Source organism: Rhodococcus sp. 24CO, assembly GCF_050586165.1.
GTDB lineage: Bacteria > Actinomycetota > Actinomycetes > Mycobacteriales > Mycobacteriaceae > Rhodococcus_F.
The window spans coordinates 425,017-444,947 of the sequence record NZ_JAZFNF010000006.1 but is presented as its reverse complement, the minus strand read 5'-3'; the positions used below and the strand labels follow the sequence as shown (position 1 = coordinate 444,947).

At 64.0% G+C, this 19,931-nt stretch carries 14 protein-coding genes and 1 pseudogene; 5 read left to right on the top strand and 10 right to left on the bottom strand.

Annotated elements, in window-relative coordinates; all coding sequences use genetic code 11:
- Nucleotides 1-156: 156 nt before the first annotated feature.
- Both cysK and epsC read left to right on the top strand, forming a co-directional pair.
- Nucleotides 157-1,092 (top strand): cysteine synthase A, encoded by a 936-nt coding sequence (gene cysK, locus V2B23_RS17235; protein ID WP_033231713.1) that lies wholly within the window; start codon nt 157-159, stop codon nt 1,090-1,092.
- 5 nt (nt 1,093-1,097) lie between these two features.
- On the top strand, nt 1,098-1,676 hold the full coding sequence (epsC, locus tag V2B23_RS17230) for a serine O-acetyltransferase EpsC (RefSeq protein WP_095887015.1): 579 nt from the start codon (nt 1,098-1,100) through the stop codon (nt 1,674-1,676).
- A 57-nt stretch (nt 1,677-1,733) separates the two neighbouring features.
- Here the strand turns inward: epsC and V2B23_RS17225 are convergent, their stop codons facing one another.
- From V2B23_RS17225 to V2B23_RS17195, 7 genes are all read right to left on the bottom strand, one after another.
- The gene (locus tag V2B23_RS17225; RefSeq protein ID WP_430951467.1) at nt 1,734-2,045 is read right to left on the bottom strand and encodes a hypothetical protein; all 312 of its coding nucleotides are present in this window, start codon (nt 2,043-2,045) and stop codon (nt 1,734-1,736) included.
- A gap of 27 nt (nt 2,046-2,072) precedes the next feature.
- Complete coding sequence (locus tag V2B23_RS17220; RefSeq protein ID WP_430951466.1) at nt 2,073-3,020, bottom strand: cation diffusion facilitator family transporter; 948 nt, start codon at nt 3,018-3,020, stop codon at nt 2,073-2,075.
- A 119-nt stretch (nt 3,021-3,139) separates the two neighbouring features.
- On the bottom strand, nt 3,140-4,588 hold the full coding sequence (locus V2B23_RS17215; protein WP_430951465.1) for an aldehyde dehydrogenase: 1,449 nt from the start codon (nt 4,586-4,588) through the stop codon (nt 3,140-3,142).
- Nucleotides 4,588-5,745 carry a hypothetical protein gene (locus V2B23_RS17210; protein ID WP_430951464.1) on the bottom strand — a complete coding sequence of 386 codons (1,158 nt, stop codon included), beginning with the start codon at nt 5,743-5,745 and terminating at the stop codon, nt 4,588-4,590. The genes V2B23_RS17215 and V2B23_RS17210 overlap by 1 nt, the downstream gene beginning before the upstream one ends.
- Nucleotide 5,746: 1 nt before the next feature.
- Nucleotides 5,747-6,910, bottom strand: a complete 1,164-nt coding sequence (locus V2B23_RS17205; protein WP_430951463.1) for a phosphotransferase family protein — start codon at nt 6,908-6,910, stop codon at nt 5,747-5,749.
- 133 nt (nt 6,911-7,043) lie between these two features.
- On the bottom strand, nt 7,044-7,934 hold the full coding sequence (locus tag V2B23_RS17200; protein ID WP_430951462.1) for an ROK family protein: 891 nt from the start codon (nt 7,932-7,934) through the stop codon (nt 7,044-7,046).
- 1 nt (nt 7,935) lies between these two features.
- Complete coding sequence (locus V2B23_RS17195; RefSeq protein WP_116103707.1) at nt 7,936-8,706, bottom strand: class I SAM-dependent methyltransferase; 771 nt, start codon at nt 8,704-8,706, stop codon at nt 7,936-7,938.
- A gap of 191 nt (nt 8,707-8,897) precedes the next feature.
- Here V2B23_RS17195 and V2B23_RS17190 point away from each other — a divergent pair, with 191 nt between their 5' ends.
- The gene (locus tag V2B23_RS17190) at nt 8,898-10,118 is read left to right on the top strand and encodes a glycosyltransferase family 4 protein (RefSeq protein WP_430951461.1); all 1,221 of its coding nucleotides are present in this window, start codon (nt 8,898-8,900) and stop codon (nt 10,116-10,118) included.
- Here the strand turns inward: V2B23_RS17190 and V2B23_RS17185 are convergent.
- A complete protein-coding gene (locus V2B23_RS17185) occupies nt 10,059-11,792 on the bottom strand; it encodes a hypothetical protein (protein WP_430951460.1) in 1,734 nt (577 codons plus the stop codon). The genes V2B23_RS17190 and V2B23_RS17185 overlap by 60 nt on opposite strands.
- A 33-nt stretch (nt 11,793-11,825) precedes the next feature.
- Between V2B23_RS17185 and V2B23_RS17180 the strand changes: the two genes are divergently transcribed.
- Nucleotides 11,826-13,022: a polysaccharide biosynthesis protein gene (locus tag V2B23_RS17180; RefSeq protein WP_430951459.1), complete on the top strand. Its 1,197-nt coding sequence runs from the start codon at nt 11,826-11,828 to the stop codon at nt 13,020-13,022.
- Between the two features lie 158 nt (nt 13,023-13,180).
- Here the strand turns inward: V2B23_RS17180 and V2B23_RS17175 are convergent, their stop codons facing one another.
- A complete protein-coding gene (locus V2B23_RS17175) occupies nt 13,181-14,305 on the bottom strand; it encodes a DUF3068 domain-containing protein (RefSeq protein WP_430951458.1) in 1,125 nt (374 codons plus the stop codon).
- A gap of 216 nt (nt 14,306-14,521) precedes the next feature.
- Here V2B23_RS17175 and V2B23_RS17170 point away from each other — a divergent pair.
- Nucleotides 14,522-15,571: pseudogene (locus tag V2B23_RS17170) on the top strand (acyltransferase family protein); the annotation flags it as partial.
- 23 nt (nt 15,572-15,594) lie between these two features.
- On the opposite strand, the gene V2B23_RS17165 reads toward V2B23_RS17170, so the two are convergent.
- A complete protein-coding gene (locus V2B23_RS17165) occupies nt 15,595-19,893 on the bottom strand; it encodes an alpha-(1->3)-arabinofuranosyltransferase domain-containing protein (protein WP_430951457.1) in 4,299 nt (1,432 codons plus the stop codon).
- Nucleotides 19,894-19,931: the final 38 nt, after the last annotated feature.

The window sequence follows — 19,931 nt, the reverse complement described above, 5'->3', positions numbered from 1 at the left end:
TGATCGAACAGATGCGGCATTCGGCATTCGAGGAGATTATTTTGGTAGTTCTCGGGTTTTTACCGGCCCGGTTGAGCTATAGGACACACCGAATGATGCAATAACGTCATTAACGAAACGACCCGGTCGAGACTGCGGCCACATGGAGGTACGGAAATGACCGGTATTTACAACAACGTCACCGAATTGGTCGGGCGCACCCCGCTGGTGCGACTCAACCGCCTGACCGAGGGTCTGGACGCACAGGTTGTAGTGAAGCTCGAGTTCTACAATCCGGCCAACAGCGTCAAGGACCGGATCGGTGTTGCGATCATCGACGCCGCCGAGAAGTCCGGAGCACTCAAGCCCGGCGGAACCATTGTCGAGGGCACCAGTGGTAACACCGGTATCGCACTTGCCATGGTCGGTGCTGCTCGTGGCTACAAGGTCATCCTGACCATGCCGGAGACGATGTCCACCGAGCGTCGCGTCATGCTGCGTGCGTACGGCGCCGAGATCGTGCTGACCCCGGGCTCCGAGGGCATGGCCGGCGCAGTCGCCAAGGCCAAGGAAATTGTCGAGCAGACTGAAAACGCTGTCTCGGCCAGCCAGTTCGCAAACCCCGCCAACCCGGCCATCCACGAGGTGACGACCGGTGAAGAGGTCTGGGCCGACACTGACGGCGCCGTCGACATCTTCGTTTCCGGTATCGGCACCGGCGGCACCATCACCGGCGTCGGACGCACTCTCAAGAAGTACAAGCCCGAGGTCAAGATCGTCGGCGTCGAGCCCATCGATTCGCCGATCCTCAACGGTGGCCAGCCCGGCCCCCACAAGATCCAGGGAATCGGTGCGAACTTCGTACCCGAGATCCTCGATCGTGAAATCTACGACGAGATCATCGACGTGTCGTTCCCCGATTCCATCGAGGTCGCTCGCGCTCTCGGAACTCAGGAAGGCATCCTGGGTGGCATCTCGTCCGGCGCCATCGTGTGGGCCGCCCTCGAGTTGGCAAAGCGCCCCGAGAATGCGGGCAAACTGATCGTGGCGGTTGTTTGCGACTTCGGTGAGCGTTACATCTCCACCCCGCTGTTCGAACACATCCGGGACTGAGATACGTGAGTATCCTCGGCGTCATTCGCGAGGACCTACAGGCTGCGCGCGGTCAGGATCCTGCCGCGCGCAGCAATGTGGAGAATGCCCTCGTTTACTCAGGGCTGCATGCCATCTGGTCGCATCGGATCGCACACAAGCTGTGGGCTGTGCCCGCTCTGCGCGGTCCGGCCCGGGTGTTGTCGCAGCTGACACGTTTTGCCACGGGCATCGAGATTCATCCCGGCGCGACCATCGGTCGACGGTTTTTCATCGACCACGGCATGGGCGTGGTAATCGGTGAGACGGCTGAAATCGGCAACGACGTCATGCTTTATCACGGTGTCACGCTCGGCGGCCGTTCACTCGAGCAGGTCAAGCGCCATCCGACGCTCGGCGATCGGGTCACCGTGGGTGCGGGTGCCAAGATCCTGGGACCTGTTCTCATCGGCGAAGGTAGTGCTATCGGCGCCAATGCTGTTGTGACGCGTGATGTTCCAGCCGATTCCATTGCAACGGGTATTCCGGCAGTGGCTCGGCCGCGGACCGCCAAGGAGAAGTTGGTGGATCCGAACAGCTACATCGATCCTGCGATGTACATCTGACTCTGTTCTGACGGTGGCCGCCCCTCGTTTCGACGGTGGGCGGCCATCGGCGTCTGTTCAGGCTCGCGTCAGGCGCCACCCGCGGCGCCCCATCAGCGCCGCCGTCAGAGCGCCCAAACCTGCTCCGAGGAATGGGAAACTGGCGAGGATGAACCAATTTCTGGACGCATTCGATTGAGAATCGAAGTAAAGGTTCAGCGACGATTCGTAATCCCGGCTCATCTGCACGTTCGTTAGCGGTGCGTACGCACCCTGATAGACGATGTTGTTGTCGTCCGAACTGGTCATTACGTCGATCAGGACGCCCAACAAGGGAATTCCTCCGACGACAAGACCTAGGACCATCAGTACAACGACCAGTGCGCGCATCGAATGAGCGTATCGCCCAGGTTCGGTTCAGACCGTGATCGACGGTTCTTCCGGCGTCGAGAGCGTCAGGATCGCCCGTACGACGCGTGGGCTCTGCTCGAGTGTGCGCTCGAGGTCGCGCAGTGTGTGGGCTACTCGTGATTCGGCGTAGTCCCCGACGACGTCGATGCTGGCAACCAGGTAGACCTGCCGTGGCCCGAGGTATTCCATGCGCAGGAACGTGATTCGGTTGACGTCGGGTAGCTGTGACAGTGCTTCGATGCCGGCGGCGCGCAAGGTCGGTGACGCTTCCTCGCCGACCAGGAAACGCCGGTTGCGGTCGATCAGGATGATCGCGATGACGCCAAGCAGGATGCCGACGAAGATGGATCCCAGTGCGTCGGGGATCGGTGAACCGGTGATCTGGTGGAGCAGGACGCCGGTAAAGGCGATGATCAAACCGATAAGTGCCGCTGCATCTTCGGCGAACACGGCCCGGGTAGTGGGGTCGGAAGTGTTGAGTGCTTGTGTCAGAACGTCGCTGTTGACGGCTGACGCTTCTGCCCGCAATTGTTTGTAGGCCTGGCGGAACGAGATGCCTTCGAGGATGAACGAGACTCCGAGAACCGCGTAGGCAACTCCGAAATCGGTGGCCGGTTCCGAATGGAAGAGTTCCTGGATTCCGTGCGTGATCGATACTCCGGCACCAAGCGCAAAGAGTCCGAGGGCCGCGAACATCGACCAGATGTACGCTTCGCGGCCGTAACCGAGGGGTTGATCGCGATCGGGCACGCGCTTGGATCGTCGGTTGGCGATCAGGAGCAGGATCTCGTTGCCGGTGTCGGCCCACGAGTGTGTGGCTTCGGCAACCATCGACGCCGATCCGGTGACGATCGCGGCCACTGTTTTTGCTCCGGCGATCAGCGCGTTTGCGGCAAAGGCCAGTACAACGGTGGTGGTGCTCTCGTCGGCCGATGCTTCCGTTTCGGTGGTCACGGAGCTAAGGCTAAGCCCGCTCGGACGGTTATGTCTGGGGAGTGAGCACAGCTTCTGTGAAGTGAGCACCCCTTCCGTCGTGCTGGAAGGGGTGCTCACTGTGCACAACGGGTGCTAACTCAGCTCGTGTATCCGGGCGGCATGAGCACGGACTTGGTTTCGCAGAAGGCTTCGAGGCCCTCAGGTCCGTTCTCGCGGCCGATGCCGGAGTTCTTGTAACCGCCGAACGGTGAACCGGCGTCGAAGGCATACCAGTTGATCGCGTAGGTGCCCGTACGGATCTGCGCCGCGATTTCGAGGCCGTGATCGATGTCGGTGGTCCAGACGGATCCGGCGAGGCCGTAGTCGGAATCGTTGGCGATCTTGACGGCCTCGTCCTCGGAGTCGTACGGAATCACCGAGAGCACGGGTCCGAAGATCTCTTCGCGGGCGATGGTCATGGAGTTGTCGACGTCGGCGAAGATGGTCGGCTCGACGTACCAGCCCTTGTCGAGGCCGGCGGGACGACCGCCACCGAGGACCAGTCGAGCGCCTTCTTCCTTGCCCTTGGCGATGTAGCCCTCGACGCGCTCGCGCTGCTTCTCGGAGATCAGCGGGCCGAGCTGCGCGGCCGGATCGGACGGATCGCCGACGGTCATGTAACCAGCCGCGGTCTTGAGTCCCTCGATGACCTCGTCGTAACGTGAACGGGGAGCGAGGATTCGGGTCTGCGCGACGCACGCCTGACCGGTGTTCATCAGGCCAGACATGACAAGCATCGGCATCCCGGCAGCGAGATCGGCGTCCTCGAGGATGATGGCGGCGGACTTGCCACCGAGTTCGAGGGAGCAGCGCTTGAGGTTCTGTGCGGCGATGGCGCCGATCTTGCGCCCGACCGCACTGGAGCCGGTGAAGGTGATCTTGTCGATGTCAGGATGCGAGACCAGGTATTCGCCGGTCTCGGCGCCGCCGGGAAGCACGGAGATGACGCCGGCGGGAACGCCTGCCTCAGCGAAGATCTCCGCGATCACATGGACCGAGAGCGGTGACTCGGGGGCGGGCTTGAGCAGGACGGTGCAGCCGGCGAGCAGCGCGGGGGCCAGCTTGTTGATCGCGAGGAACAGCGGAACATTCCACGCGAGAACGGCAGCGACAACGCCGACGGGCTCGCGGGTGACCTTGGTCTGCCCGAAGACGCCGGTGCGCTTCTCTTCCCACGCGAACTTGTCGGCCAGTTCGGAGTAGAAACCGAGCGTCGCCATCGACGGGGTCTGCTGCATCATGCCGACCATGGCGGGCGGCTGGCCCATCTCGTTGGAGATGAGCTGGTTGAGATCTGCGCTGCGCTCTTCGAGGAGCTTGGCTGCCTTCGCGAGGATCGCACCGCGCTCGGAAGGGGTCGTCTTGGCCCATGGTCCGTTGTCGAAAGCGTTGCGCGCAGCGGAGACTGCGGCGTCGATGTCTGCCGGAGCGGCGACGGGACAGCTTCCGACGCGCTCCTCCGTTGCCGGTGAGAACACCTCGAGTACCTGGTCGGTGGCGGGGGTTACCCACTCGCCGCCGATGTAGAGCTTGTCGTAGTTCGTCATCACAATCTTTCCTCGGTGTTGTCGGTCTCGCGCTCTGGTGCCATATCGATGAAACTGGTGAAGCCGTAACGCTCGTGGGGTCCGATGGCAGCGACTTCGAAAAGGCCGGTGCCATCGAAGGTCTGATCACCCTCGGTGAGATGGAATTTGCTGAGATTGTCCACGGGCGAGAACATGCGCTGCATCGGTTCGAATTCGTGGACCTTGTGCCGCAGGCCTTGGACAACCAGCTCGCCTTGCCACATGCCGTGGCGCCAGTCCTGTTCGAGGCCGTACCCGGTTCCGATACCGATGTGGTTGGCCAGCAACAGTTCACAGTCGACGGTCAGAACCTCGCCGCTGGGACGATGGAAGGTGAGGGTAGCTCCGGTGACGTCGCGGGTGGCGGGGCAGAAGATCAGGTCGTGCTCGGGCCGGCCGAGCCATTCCGGATCGCGTCCTTCCTCCGGCCAGATTCGCATCGCTTCCTCGACGATGCGACGGCCTTGCTCGTCTTCCTGCATGATGACGGAAATGGTGAACTCGTCGAATTGCATGACGGAGTAGACCCAGAAGAAGTTCTGGATACCGTCGACGGCGCGTCGGCCGGGTGGCTCGGCTTCACCGACCGGGCGCACGCCCCAGGAGCGGTCACGGTTTCCGCGCCAGGTGTCGGGGTCGATCGAGATTCTCTCCCCGTCGACGGTGAGGTGGCCCGTCCACGTTCCGGTCTGCAGGAAGCGGGACGTGTCGAAGGTGACGCGTTCGAGTTGGCGTCGAAAGTGTTTGGGCTCGAGCGCCGCCGGGATGGTGGCGTCGAAGGTGATGTCGAAGGAGAGGTCGTATTCGCTGCCGGGTTCGAGCACGACACGAAGTTTCTGCAGGCCTTCTAAAACCTCGATGCGTAGTGGTCCGACCGTGGTGTCGGTGCGATCGGCGCCGAGGGCTTTCGACATGCGGGCCACGATGTGATGATCGCCGTGGCGCAGGACCGCAAAGCCGTCCATGACACCCAGGTTGGGGTACTGGCCCAGACCGACGATGAGAAATGTGTCGTTGTTGTCGGTGGGGTAGCAGTTGAAGTAGTAGCGGTCGTAGAAGTTTCGGTCCGAGGTGGCGACGTGGCGGACCGGTTCTGCGATCTGGTGAATGGGGTAATCGTCCATCGGCGACAACATGTCAGTTCAACCTCTCCCAGTAGGTGCCGTCGAGCATCGCCGTGAGCGATGCACGGTGCATGATCATGTCGTCGGGGTCTGCGGGTTGCTCGGCTTGGCCGAAAGCTATGGCGCGGGCCTGAATCCGCCACATGATCACGGCCTGGCGCAGCGCGGCGTAGGTAACGTAGAACTCCAGATCATGTGGCGTGTGACCGGTGATGTCCGCGTAGGTTGCCGCGATGTCCGGCAGTCGCAGGAAGTCGGGAAGACCGGGCAGGTTTGCCAAGCCGGCGATGTCCTCGAAGAACCTGTGCAGGAACGCCATCCAGCCCAGGTCCATTTCACGCGGGCCGAGAGTTGCCATTTCCCAGTCGAGTACGGCGACCGGGGCAAAGTCCTGATACATGACGTTGCCGATGCGAGAGTCGCCCCAACAAAGCACTGCCGGTGAATCGTCGGCGGGATTGTGTGCTTCGACCCAGTCGAGGGCACGCTCGATCAGCGGCGACCGGACGCCATCCTTGACGACCCACTCGTAATAGGCACGCTGCTCGGCGATGTGCGCCGAAAATGACTCTCGCGCAGTCGGTCCCGAACCAGGCAGTTGAAGGAAATCGAAGCGCTCGATCGGATTGTCGATGGCGTGCAATTGCGCCAGGACGTCTACCGAGTTCTGCTGGAGAGTCTTTCGCTGCGCCGGGGACGCTTCGGTGACCCACGATCCGAAGTTGTACGGCATGACGTCGGGAGGCACGTCACCGGAGATGCGTTCCATGACGAAGAACGGCGCACCCAACGCGTCCGGGTCGGATTCGGACCAGTACACCGTCGGTACGGGCACGGCGGAATGCTCGTGCACCTGCGCCATGGTGCGGAACTGGGATTCGAGGTCGTAGGTAGGAAACACCGGCATGGTGGTCTCGGCCGGGGCAACACGGGCGACGAGTGGATGATGATCGCCGTCCCAGGTCGCGTCGAAGAGGATGGTTTCGCTGGACATGCCGTTGGCTGCGGGCAGGGTGACATCGGCGACGGTCACGGTTGATCCGGTCGGCACCTTCCCAGCCATCCAGCGTTCCAGGCGTTCGCGGAGGTCTTCGGTATCGCGGAGGGAATCACTTGGTCGGGCGACCTGTGCGTGATGCTCGGCTTCAGTCGAGGAAACATCGGGGCTCACGGTCACCTCCTTCCCGCTTGTGTCACGCGCAATGCCCGCAACGGTGTGAGTCAGAACACTAAAACACGTTACAGAAATTAGGAACAGGTGGCACCCGTTTAGTGGGACTCCCTGCGGATTTCTCGCAGAAGAACGCGTGTCAGATGGCGGCGACGAGCGACAGGAGCCCCGCGCCGGTCAGAGTTCCACGCTCACCCAGTTCGGCGGAGACGATTCGTAGGTCCTCGATGAACGACAAACGGGCATGTCGGGCAGCGGATTCTCGGAGGGGTTTCCACAAGGCTGAGCCGGACTGGGAAAATCCGCCGCCCACCACAGCAAGATTCACATCCAGTAGCGCCGCAGCCGATGCGATGGCAATTCCCAGCGCGGTTCCGGCACGGTGCAGCGCAGCCCGGGCGATTGCGTCGCCGCTGTTGGCGTCGTCGGCAAGTTCGAGGCCGGTGGTGCCGGTCCACCCCTGACTGCGAGCCCAGCGAACCGCAGCCGGGCCACTCGCGACCGTCTCGAGGCAGCCGACGCCACCGCACGAGCAGGGTTCGTCAGTCCCAGGAACAACCAGGTGCCCGATGTGGCCCGCATTTCCCGTACGACCAGGTGCGATGTGTCCGCCCATGACAACTCCGCCGCCGACGCCGGTGGAGACGACCAGACTCAACAGGTCCGGTGTTCCGCGTCCCGCGCCGTGGTGATGTTCGGCCAGGGCGGCGGCGGCCCCGTCCATGGCCAGAGCGGTTCGAGCGCCGGGGAAAATGCTGCGAATCGCGTCCTGCAGGGAGAATCCGCCGGCCCACTCGGAGATGTTGATGGGTGCCACAACACCGCCGGCGGCATCAACCGGGCCGGCGCAGGCGATTCCGACGGCGTCGACCGCACGTCCGTCGGCGACACTCCGAAGTAATGCCGCGCACGCCGCCCACGTATCCGTTTTCGGTGTGGGAACCGTGCGGGGTTCCCGAACGCGCCCGTCCTCGGAAGCCACGCCGGCAGCCATCTTGGTGCCACCGATGTCGAGGGCGACGCGAATCATGTCAACGCTTCTCGAGAACCACAACGAGGTTGCTCACGAGGAATTCGCGAAGGCCGGGAACGCGAACCATCCACCATGCCCAGGACGGGTGATATCGGGGGATCGCGGCGAGTAGTTCGCCTTGGTCTGTTCCGCGGGCCCAGCGCAAGCCGTCGGTGGCACCAACTTTGAACAGGGACTCCCCGTACTTGTTCTTCGGTTCGCGGCCGGTAGTGCGGCGGTACCGCTTGGCTGCGTATTCACCACCGAATGCGTGCCACGGCCCCGTCTCGTGCCCTCCGAAGGGACCCCACCACAGGGTGTAGGAGAGGACCATCAGTCCGCCGGGTTTGGTGACGCGCAGCATTTCCTCCGCCATGAGCCACGGCTCGCTGACGTGTTCCGCCACGTTCGAGGAGAAGCAGATATCGACCGACGAGTCCCGGAACGGCAACGCCAGGCCTGATCCGCGCACCGCACCGCCGACGGTCAAGCCGGCGGCATGCATTTCCGACGGATCGGGTTCGACCGGGATGTAGCGGGCACCGGCAGCTTGGAACACTTCCGCGAAGTAGCCCGGTCCGCCGCCGACGTCGAGGACGGTGAGGCCGTCGAGCGTGTGGCCGGTGTGACCTTCATGCAGGTCGGAGATCAATTCGACGGAATCGCGAGCGAGCGCGCCGTAGAAGATATCCGGCGCGGTCTGCTCGTGGCGGAAGTCGCTGAGCAAGCCGACGGATCGTTTGAGGGTTGCCCGTCGGCCGAAAATGCGGGTCACTGCGGGCTTGGTCACGAGAATCAACTTTAGCGACTGCGAGTTCTTACTCCATGAACACCGTCGATTTTCAATGTGAGGAGCGCGGCAATACGGACGCGGAAACAGTTAGGGTGTTCCGCAGGGTTACCGACCGGTCAGGGTGGGCATCCCCCGCAGGACCACTCGCATCCGCGCCGGTCACCGACGAGCTCTAGGGAGTAACGCACGTGCACGAGGTTCTGTTGCTCTGTTGGCGTGACACCGGGCATCCGCAGGGCGGCGGAAGTGAGCGGTACCTCGAGCAGGTCGGAACCCAGTTGGCGGCGCGCGGAATCAAGGTGACTCTGCGGACGGCGTCGTACCCGGGTGCGTCCGCCACCGAGTATCGAGACGGCATCACCATCAGTCGTTCCGGCGGACGTTTCAGCGTGTACCCGCGGGCACTGGCCGCGATTGCGGCCGGCCGTCTCGGGTTCGGTTCGTTGAAGGGCATTCGCCCCGACGCTGTCGTCGACACGCAGAACGGGATCCCCTTCTTCTCGAAGATGGTGGCCGGTGCGCCGGTCACGCTGCTCGTGCACCATTGCCATCGCGAACAGTGGCCGGTCGCAGGCACACTCGTCGGACGGATCGGGTGGTGGGTGGAATCCCGACTCTCGCCGAAACGGCACAGTGACAACCAGTACTTGACGGTGTCACTGCCCTCGGCGGAGGAACTGGTGGATCTGGGTGTCGAGCGCGATCGAATTGCCGTGGTGCGCAACGGAGCTGATCGCCTTCCGATGGGCGTCGACGCCGGTGGTTCGATCACCCGGGCGAGTCGGCCCACGATGTCGGTGCTCTCGCGGTTGGTGCCGCACAAGCAGATCGAAGACGCTCTCGAAGCGGTTGCGACACTTCGTCCGACGGAGCCCGAACTTCACCTCGACGTCATCGGCGGCGGTTGGTGGGAGCAGAACCTGCGTGATCGCGCAGCCGAACTCGGAATCGGCGACGCGGTGACATTCCACGGGCACGTCGACGAGTCGCGCAAGCATGAATTGTTGGCGCAGTCCTGGATTCACCTCATGCCGTCCCGCAAGGAAGGGTGGGGCCTCGCCGTCATCGAGGCTGCGCAACACGGAGTTCCGACCGTCGGTTACCGCAGTTCCAAGGGGTTGACCGATTCCATCGTCGATGGCGTGACGGGTCTGCTGGTAGGCGGCGAAAGTGTCGGCAACGGCGACGTGGCGGAATTGACGCAGGCTGCAGGCACCCTGCTGCGTGATCACGAATTGCGGACGGTGCTCGGCGAGAAAGCTCGGGTGTGGTCGAGCGAATTCTCGTGGGAGCAAACGGGAACCGGTGTTTTCGAGGTGCTGTCGGCGACGACGGCCGGACGGCGCGTTTCAGGGCTGGTGACGGCGCGCGAGTCGAATTCTGTTCTGGTTCAGTCCGAGCACGAGTAGAGCCACAACGCCCGTCATCACCCAGGCAATGTGGGCGAGCGTGACGATGATCCGTGCGGACGTCGAAGCCTGGTGCAGCGCAACATCTGCCGGTACCCGGTACAACTCGAGGTAGTTGTCTTCAAACACTCTTTCCAGGCTGAGTAGTGCCGCATCGTCGGATCGGCCAGGTGTGTCGAGTTCCACCAGCACCCAGCCAACGCCCAGGGCGGCGAGTTCGGTGCTGCTTCCGCCCGCGAGGAGGAGTTCCTCGACCTGGGCGGCGCGTGTTCCCTCGCCCCCGACAGAGCCGCCGGCCACGATCAGTTCGCCGGTCTGCAGTACGTCGAGGGGAAGAAATCGCGGCGCCGGATCGAGAACCGGAGCATCACCGGTGTAGGAGAAGGCGCGGAACATTCCAGCGGGAAGCACTGCCACATCACCGGTTTCGCCCCGCAGTTGCTCGGCGACAACGGTCCAGGACTGCGGATACTGCACCGGCTTCAGAGCCCCGCCGACGCCCCATGCGAGGTCGGGCAGAGCCATGACCGTCACGACAACGGCGGCGATCGACCAGGTCGGGCGCGCAAGAGTGAAGCGGCGCTGTGCCCACGTCACGCCGGCTGCCGCGGACAGTGCGTAGAACGGTGCGGCAAGCGCCACCCATTTCTGGGAATCGCGGAGCAGGCCTGCGCCGGAGAAGTATTCGACCGACCAGCGCCCAACGCCCAGGCCCCATGGTGTCGCGCCGAGCGCCGGGGCGAGAATCGCGACGAGTGCCAGCAAGCCCAGGGCGGTAATCACAGGATTGCGACGCCGTCGCCACAGCGCGGGAATACCGCCGAGAACAACGATCAGGAGAAATAGCGTCCCAACCACCGCGAAGAGTGTTGTGCGAGAGTCCGGGACGGCAGCCGAGTTCCAGACGCCGCCCAACCCGGCGAGGCTGCCGAGCGTTCCGAGGCCCGGTTCCGCGCGGGCGGCAAAGGCTGCCACACCGGCCGGATCGGAACCGTCGGCGGCGCCGCTCGACAGAAGTGTTGCCGCGAGCCAGGGTGAGGCAGTGATCAGGAAGAGTGCGAAAACGCCGCTGACGCGTCGCGGAACCGACGTTCGCCCGCCGGGGGAGGCCACGACCACCAATGCGATTGTCAATCCCAGGAGCGCGCCGGTAGGTGTCAGACCCGCGAATGCCAGCGATGCGGCCAAGGCCCACCAGGCGCCGGGCTGAGCGCGTCGCACCCCGATGCCCGCGATCACGATCCACGGCAACGCTCCGTACCCGGCCAGCAGGCTCCAATGTCCTTGCAGCAGACGCTCGGCCACGTACGGGTTCCACAGCATCACCGTCGACGCCACTAATTGCGGCCCGAGACCGGCCGTCGGCAGTAGCGCCGCGACCAAGCGGGCAGCGCCCCACCCCGCCAACCACAGTGCGGCGAGGAGTAGCGCCTTCACCACCAACCCGCCGTCGACGACCGTGCTCAATGCGGCGATCAGCGCATCCTGCGGAACTGCGCGGGCGGCGGCGTCGGTGAGTCCGAGCGCGGAGTCGGTGAGGTACGAGCGGGGAGTGCTGACAGCGTCGCGCAGCAGTAGATAACCGGGACCGAGCAGCGGCCCGAGAATCAACAGCGTCAACGCCAGGCTGTACATCGCGGCCACGACGCTGTGGTGTTTCGGCCGCACTGTCATGACGGGCACGATACGTGGTGCATCATTGGTCGCATGGCCCGCCAACCTCTTGATCGTTCCGCTGCGGCCGGGGTCAGTATGGTGTTGGCCGGTTCGATGACGGCAAATGTTGCGTCGTACCTGCTGGCCTGGTTGGCGAGTCGCTGGTTGGGTCCGGCGGGCTACGGAGAATTCGCCAGTCTTCTCGCCGCGCAGTTGGTGCTGGCCGTGCCGGCGTTGGCCCTGCAGACAGTGGTCGCCCGAGAGGCTGTGCGCGGCAAGAGTGCTGACACATTGCGATCACTCGGGTACAGATGCGCAGCGATCGTGGCTGTTCTGGCGGTGGTGCTGACCCCGGCGATGGCGTGGCTACTCGACACCGGAATGGTCGCAGCGTTCTCGGCTCTGGTGACGGCGCCGATGCTGGTGCTGCTGGCGACGGAACAGGGATTGTTGCAGGGGCACGGCCGGTTTGGCGTGCTCAGCGCGGTGTTGGCGGGTGCGGGTGTGATGAAAGTTCTTCCCGCAGTGGCAGTCCTGGCGCTGGGCGGCGCTGCGGCCGCGGCATTGGTGGCGAGCGCGGCCGGAACCGCGGTTCTGGTCGCGGTTGTCCGGGTGCTGGACCGTACGGCGCCGGTGAGCAAGAACGCGACCTCGAGGATCGGTGTTGTCTCGGTGCTCGCGGCCTCCCAGGTTCAGCTCGCCCTGATTGCGTTGTCGTCGCTTGACCTGCTTGTCGTGCGTGTGGTTCTGAGCGAATACGACGCGGGTGTGTACGCACTGGGCGCCGTCGCGACCAAAGCCGCGTTCTGGCTGCCGCAAGCGGTTGGTGTTGTCCTGTACCCGAAGATGGCAAATCCAGCGCAGTCGGCGCAGGCCGTTCGCACAGCTTTGGCTGTGTTGGTGGGAATCGGGGCTGTGCTGGTGCTCGGCGCGGCCCTCGCCGGACCGTTGGTACCGATCCTGGTGGGCGACGCCTACGCCGGGGTGGCACCGATGCTGTGGGCCTTTGCACTGCACGGTGCCGTCCTCGCGGTGCTGCAGTGCGCCCTGCTGTCCGCCATCGCGTCGGAACGCACGAGAGTCGCCGTGCTGGCCTGGATTGGATTGGCCGTCGAAGCCGTCGTGATGCTCCTGTGGGCAACGACGCCGGGGCAGCTGATCGGGACAGCGGTTGTCGTGGCGTCGGCGACAGCTCTGGCGGTCTCTGTTGCCGCTGTGCGCAGCGCGGACCGGGCAAGCGCAAGCTAGCACCCCCACTGCAAAGCGAGCACCCCTGTAGCTAGCACCCCCACTGCAAAGCGAGCACCCCTGTAGCTAGCACCCCCACTGCAAAGCGAGCACCCCTTCCGACTGGCTGGAAGGGGTGCTCGCTTTATACAACCTGTGCCAGGTTCACTGGCGACGTGCTATTCCTTGCGCAGATCCGGGCGCGGGATCACCTGGGTGTCGTCGTTGGTCCAGTCGTGCTCGCCGGGAGCGGGGGTACCTGCTCCGCTCGGAGACTGGCCACCGCCGCCGTGTGCAGGCGCCGGGGTTCCACCCTTGCCGCCGCGTACGCCGAGGAAGATACCGGCGATCAGAGCGATCACGCCGAGGATGCCGGCGATGATCGGAACGGTGCGGCCGACCAGGTTGAGCAGGTCTGTGCCGTCCTTGGCCTGCTGAATCTGGTACTCGATGGTCTCTTCGTCGAACGGCAGCGTGACGTTGAGGACGTCGACGTCGACGGAGTTCTTGTTGCGGCCGTAGTACTGGTGCAGCTGCTCCTGGCCCTTGATGACAACACCGGTCTTGGGCTCGACCCACAGGTCACGGACGTTGGTGTACCAGCGCGTCATCGTGACGGGGGTGGTGCCGCCGGGAACGCCCCAGGTATCGGCAGGCAAGGTGAGCTTGTTCGAGGGGGAGTTGACGACCTTGGAGAGGTCGACGGGCTCGATGGTCTGGTTGAAGTGGTAGACCTTCGTGCCGTTGATCTCGGTCTCTTCGACGAAGTTGATGTCGTAGGTCGCGCGAGCGTTGAGATCGAAGTAGGGGTAGGTCTGCTGCTCCGTGTTGAACGGGAACTTGTACTGCAGACCGTCGCGGGAAACTTCCTCGGCCGGCTGATCAGCTGACGTCTGGATAGTTCCGGCCGGATCGTTGGTCGGCATCGAGCTGACGCGGTCCAGGGTGACGGTGTCCACGGTTGCCGTCAGCAGGCCGCTCTCGCCCTGCTTGTCGGTGCGGATGACGGTCTGGCCGGCCTGGACGGTGATGTCGTCGGCGTTGGACGGTTCCTGCGTCGTGACGTAGCGCTGAGCAACGATCGGGACGTTCTTGTCGACCTGAGCTTTGCCGGCAAGTAGCGCGGCGGAGTTGAGGACGCTGCCGTTACCCGTGGCGATCGTGGTGACCTCGAGGTCGAGCGGCGTCTTCTCCAACTTGCCGACCATGTAGGTGGGAATGAGAACAGCGATGGCCAAGAGGAAGGCGCCGAGACCTACCAGAATGCAAGGAAGTATCCGGCTCGACCCTGAGCGTTCCGCCATGCTGGGACTCCTACCCGTTAGTAGTTTAGACGTGGTGCAACCTGCACAATATGAGTTGTGCTGGCCGTATGGGGTCACAGTAGAACCCATGTGTGGCAGAACACTAACAGTCCAGCGGCCCGGTTTGTCGCATGAGGTGGCGATTTGGCCTCGCATTTTTTTACAGGGCGTCCGGATGGTTTAGGGCGAACGCGTCGCGGTGCACACTTATCCGTGATGATGAGTCCCGTGAATTCTTCCTCAGCCGTCCCGCCGCAGGCCCGTGGCTTCGTTCCGGCCTTGGACGGTATGCGAGGTTTGGCAGCGCTCGGGGTTCTCGTGACCCACGTCGCGTTCCAGACGGGTGAAGCTCAGTCGGGCGCGATCGGCCGGGCTTTCGGACGGCTCGACCTGGCCGTCGCAGTGTTCTTTGCGCTGTCCGGGTTTCTGTTGTGGCGTCCGCATGCGGCCGCTGCCCGCGGAATCGGTCGACCACAGGCCACCGTGCGGTACTGGATATCCCGAGCGACGCGCATTCTGCCCGCGTACTGGGTGGCAGTGACGCTGATTCTCCTGTTCCTGCCAGGTACCGGCGGCGGTTATCAGGTGTGGCTGGCGAACCTCGGCCTGGTGCAGGTCTTTGTTCCGCTCACCCTCACCGAGGGCCTCACTCAGATGTGGAGCCTGTCGGTCGAGGTGATGTTCTATCTGTTGCTGCCGTTGTTCGCGGTTCTGCTGGTACGTCTTCGCGGGAGCAGCGCCAGGTTCCGGATCCCAGTTCTCACCGTTGTCTCGGTGATTGCTCTCAGTTGGGCATTCCTGCCGATTCCCGCGCCGGACTTCATCCATCACGACAATTGGTTGCCGGGATACCTTCCGTGGTTCGGGGTCGGCATGGTGTTGGCCGAACTCGCCGTCGGAGATTCGACGTGGGTGCATCGTCTGGCGCATCGCCGGCTTCTGCTGACCGGCGTGGCGTTGGTGGCGTTTGTACTCTCGTGCACCGACCTCGCCGGCCCGGAGGGATTGGTACGTCCGGAACCTTGGCAGTTCGCCGTCAAGATCGCGCTCGGCGCAATCATCAGCTTTTCGCTGATCGCACCGTTGGTTCTGCGGGACGAGGCGCAGCACCGATTCCTGGCAAGTCCGCTTGCCTTGGCGATCGGTCGCTGGTCGTACGGAATTTTCATCTGGCATCTGGCAGTGCTCAACGCGGTGTTCCCGGTATTCGGCATCGCGCCGTTCTCCGGCAGCTTCTTCTACGTGCTTGCCTTGACACTTGTCCTGAGTGTGGCTGTGGCGTCGGCGAGTTACGCCCTGGTGGAGGAACCTGCGCGTGTGGCAATCAAGCGCTGGGAGAATCGTCGCCACATCGGTGAACCCGCAAAGGGCAACGCTGCCAACCCCGTGACCACCAACGCCAGCAACATCACGAACTGAATCAGGAACGAATCGCCCACGTATCCACCCGGTGCTCGCCACGGTCCCGTCGAAAGAAGCGTGATTCCGGCAATCGCTGCCACTCCGGCGGTGCCGACCAGAATGCGCGCCGTGCGATCCGGGCCGACTGCTCGCACGAGCGCCAGCGCGACGAGTGAGCACGCCACGAAGATTCCGGTTCCCACGACGCCGCCGATCACGGTGGCAGCCACAGCCACGCCCAGCCACCCCGCTACGACGCTGTGCCACGGGCGCGGGGGCTCGGTGGGCTTCGGTACACGCCGCACCGGAATCAGGGCAGCGAGCAACAGTGGGATCAGCAGCACCAGGCCGCCGAAGATGCCCAGGCGGTACCAGCGGTCGCTGGGGAAATCGAGGGTGATCGTTCCGGACGTGCCCGCGGGCACGATCCACCCTTGCTGCCAACCGTTCACCACTACCGGAATCAGTTCGGAACCGTCGGGCGCGGTGGCGATCCAGCCGATGCTGGTGCTTTCCGGATTCACGATCAACTGATCAGACGTCGATGCGGCGACGGCAAGTTCGCGATGGTTTGCTGTCCACGCGCTCGATGTGAGAGCGCTCTGGCTCTGTAGTGGGAGCGGATCGGAGCCAACTGTCGTGAGATCCAGGTTGTCGACGGAGAACGCAGCTCCGGGCTCGACCAACACCTCCGGCCGGCCCGCCGGCAACAGTGCCGTTCCGGTGGGGCCGCAGACACTCGCCGCGATGGGAGCGCCGGTGCGGAGTTCATGCGCCGTGGTGTCGATCGACGTCGGGAACTGTTGCCCGGCAATGGTGATCGTGGGACCGATGCCGCAGGGGACCGTGATCTGACGGTTGTCGAGCGTGTTGTCGGTCTGCACACCGGAATCGGCGACGGTTGCGCCGTCGCCGCCGATCACGCCGACTTCCGCAAACCCGGTGGGCTGCACCTGAGCGAAGCCGAGCGCATTCTGATCGAGAACGGGATCCCAGTCGGTGATGCTCAGGACTATCGTGTCGGTGACAAAGGGGGACAGGGGCACCCGCGTGTCGCCTTGCGGCAACTCGCGAACCTGAGGCCCGTTTCCGAGGTTGACGGCAACACTGGTGGGCGGTGACGGCAGGATTCCGACGCTGGGGGTGATATCGAGTGCTGTCACCAGTGTCGGTTCCGGAAGTGTCAGCGTGAGAGTCGGTTTCGGGCCACCCGGCTCGGTGGTGCTCTGCGGCGCCGACCAGGTTGTCCGAGCGTCGCCGTCGGTGGCGGCAAAGGCTGAACCACGGGTGTCGCCGATGTCGCTCGAGCCTGATGCCATGATGCGGCCGGGAATCGTGAGAAGTGAGTCCAGTTCGCTGCCCTGTCGGGCCCGAACTGTCAGTTCGGCTGTGACAGAGGTATTTTCCGGGACACTCAGAGTGCGCTGGAATCGGTTCGGTTCCTCGGGGATCGCCATGAAGGCGTTGCTGCAGCGAACGCGATCGGCGCTGTCGGCGCAGGAATTTCGGCCCGGAAACTCCTGCGTCAGATTCCAGGAGGACACCGATGCGTCGTTCGGCACCGCAGGCAGCACGGTGTCGAACGTGATGGGCACGAATGTCGGCGCACTACGGTCGGAGAAGTCCTCCACGGACAGTTCGCTGATGCCGAACTGTGTTCCCGCCGAGCCATTTTCGGTGTGTGTTGCCGTCACCCGAACCCAGGGTGTGGTGCCGCCCGGAATCGATACTGCGACGGGTTCACCCGGCCGGTCGACCTTGACAGCCTTCGTTCCGTTGGGGGTGGATATCTCGAGCCACTTGACCGGAGCGCCGATCGCCGCTGCACTGGTTGTCAGATGCAGGAGTCCGCTCGAGATGGGAGTGTCGAAGTCGATCTGCAGCCACTGTCCCAGTGCGCGTTCGATTCCGTTGCTGAACCATCCGGTGCCCGGATCGCCGTCCACCGTTGCAGCCGGGCTACTCGACGGCGATGTTCCGCCCAGTTGGGTGGCGTCGGAGGCGCTACTGGAGACGGTGATCTCGGCGCCGTTCCAACGGCCCTGCACCAGAGGCGTATCGGCGACAGGGTAGTCGGGAACCAGGTTGTACGTGCGTCGCTCGCTGTCCGGTGTCCGCAGAGAAGAACTGTGATTGTCGACCTGACCGAAATCGGTTTCTCGATCACGTGGTGTGTCGGTGACGGTGAGTGCGTCGACCGGCAGTCCGGCCGCAGCGGCGTCGGCGGCAAGAACGACGGGGCCGGTGCCGGGGAGCGTTCCACTTTCATGAAGGCGGAGAAAGGCTTCCGGTCCACCCTGAACCACGGGAACCTGATCGAGATCCACCGAGTACGGGCCGCTGACCGCCGTGCTTCCATCAGGCGGCGTGACCGCGAAGATCTCGATCGGTGAGTAGCCGGGTCGCAGGTCGCTGTCGGCAACCAGCCCTTCGATGGGCTCGGGGTTGTCGTTTTCACCGAACTCGGCGACCTTCGTGATGCCTGGGGAACCGTCGACGGCTTGATGAACGAGGAGCGGGCGGGCTGAGCGTGAGGTGTCGCCGTCGAGGTCGTTGCGCATCACGAGGTAGTGGATGCCTTGGCCGAGCAGAGTCTGCGCGAGACCGGCGGAGGGGCGGCCGTCGGCGATCAGGCGCTGTACGGAATCGAGGGCACGGATGGCGCCGGGCGGGGTCAGGGGGACGGAGTCGCGCACCGCCCACGGTGTGGTGGCCAGTGCCTGCAGCGGCTCGTCTCGGGTCAGTCCCCATACCTGGCTGCCGAACGGCGCTCCGGGGACAACAAGGGCGCGCTCGGCTTCGGAGCCGGGTGCGGTGTTGTCCTCGAGCCACTGCGCGGCTTCGGTCCAGTACGACGGCACCTCGGGGTATGCGCCGCGCGGTGCGAGCTTGCCGGTCCATGCCAAGGCGGTCGAGAGGGTGAGAGCAACCAGGATCAGGGAGGTCAGGGCGACCATCGGTTCGCGTTCGGGATGAGCGAAGGCGCGTCGCCACCTCGGCATCGGAACCGAACCGGGCAAGGGAACTTTTGCGAGGAGATGCGCGAGGCCGAGCACCAACGGCAGACGCACGAGGGGTTCGAGCTTGTGGACATTGCGCAGCGGTGCGCCCGCAGAGTCCAGGAACAGGCGTACTTGATCGGAGATCGGGGAGCTGAGTTCGCCGACGTATCCCGCGGCCAAGCCGGTGATGCCGACAAACAAGATGAGCGTCAAGCGTCCGCGGGCGGGCATCGACCGCATACAGAGTCCGGCAAGTCCGGCGGCGGCGACCAGTCCGGTGGCGACCACGGCCGCCGGTTGGGTCACGAGGACCGCGCCTGCGATGCGTTCGGGTGAGACGAACGGCGTCCAACTGTCCGTGCCGCGCAGGATCTCCGCGAGTGACGCCCATTGCGTCGTGACGCCGGCGGATTCGATGTAGTCGAGGAACGGTGGGCTGACCTTGCCGAGCAGAAGGAGCGGGACGATCCACCACAGGGTGCCCAGTGCGACGAACAGAGCCCACCACGCGGTGAAGGTCAGCCACGCGCGGTTCGGCTTGTGCGAGAGCCACCAGATGACGGCGACGAGGCAGGCGGCTGCAGTAGCGATGGCATTGATCGAGCCCATGAGGGCAACCGCAAGGCCGGATTGGGCGGCCAATTTCCACTGTGCGCGTTTGTGGTAGTCCGGGCTACCGGAAAGGCGCACGGGGCGGAATGCCCAAATCACCGGCAACAAGACCCACGGCGCCAACATCATCGGCAAGGTTTCCGAGGAAATCGATCCGAGAGTTGTCAGAACGCGTGGAGAGAGCGCAAACGCAACTGCAGCGATGACACGAGAACTGCGGCTACCGATACCCAGCGCCTCGGCGACGCGGACGATGCCCCAGAACCCGGCAATCAGCAGCAGCGCCCACCAGATGCGTTGCGTGATCCACGGCGGAATGTGGGCGAGTTCGCCCAACGCAAAGAATGGCCCGTGCGGGAAAAAGTAACCGTAGGCCTGATTTTGCACCTGGCCGAGCGGGGCCTGACTACTCCACTGATGCGAAGCGCGTTCGAGAAAGCCGAACGGGTTCTGCGTCAGGTCGTACTTGGTGTCGGCAGTGATCAGCCCCGGCGACTGGAGAAAGGTGAGAAGAAACGCTACGACGGAGGCGCCGAACAGCCACCGCTTCGACAGAGGCTCTGCCGAAGGCACAACGGTGCCTTCGGCGGAAGAACGGGAACTCGCGAAGC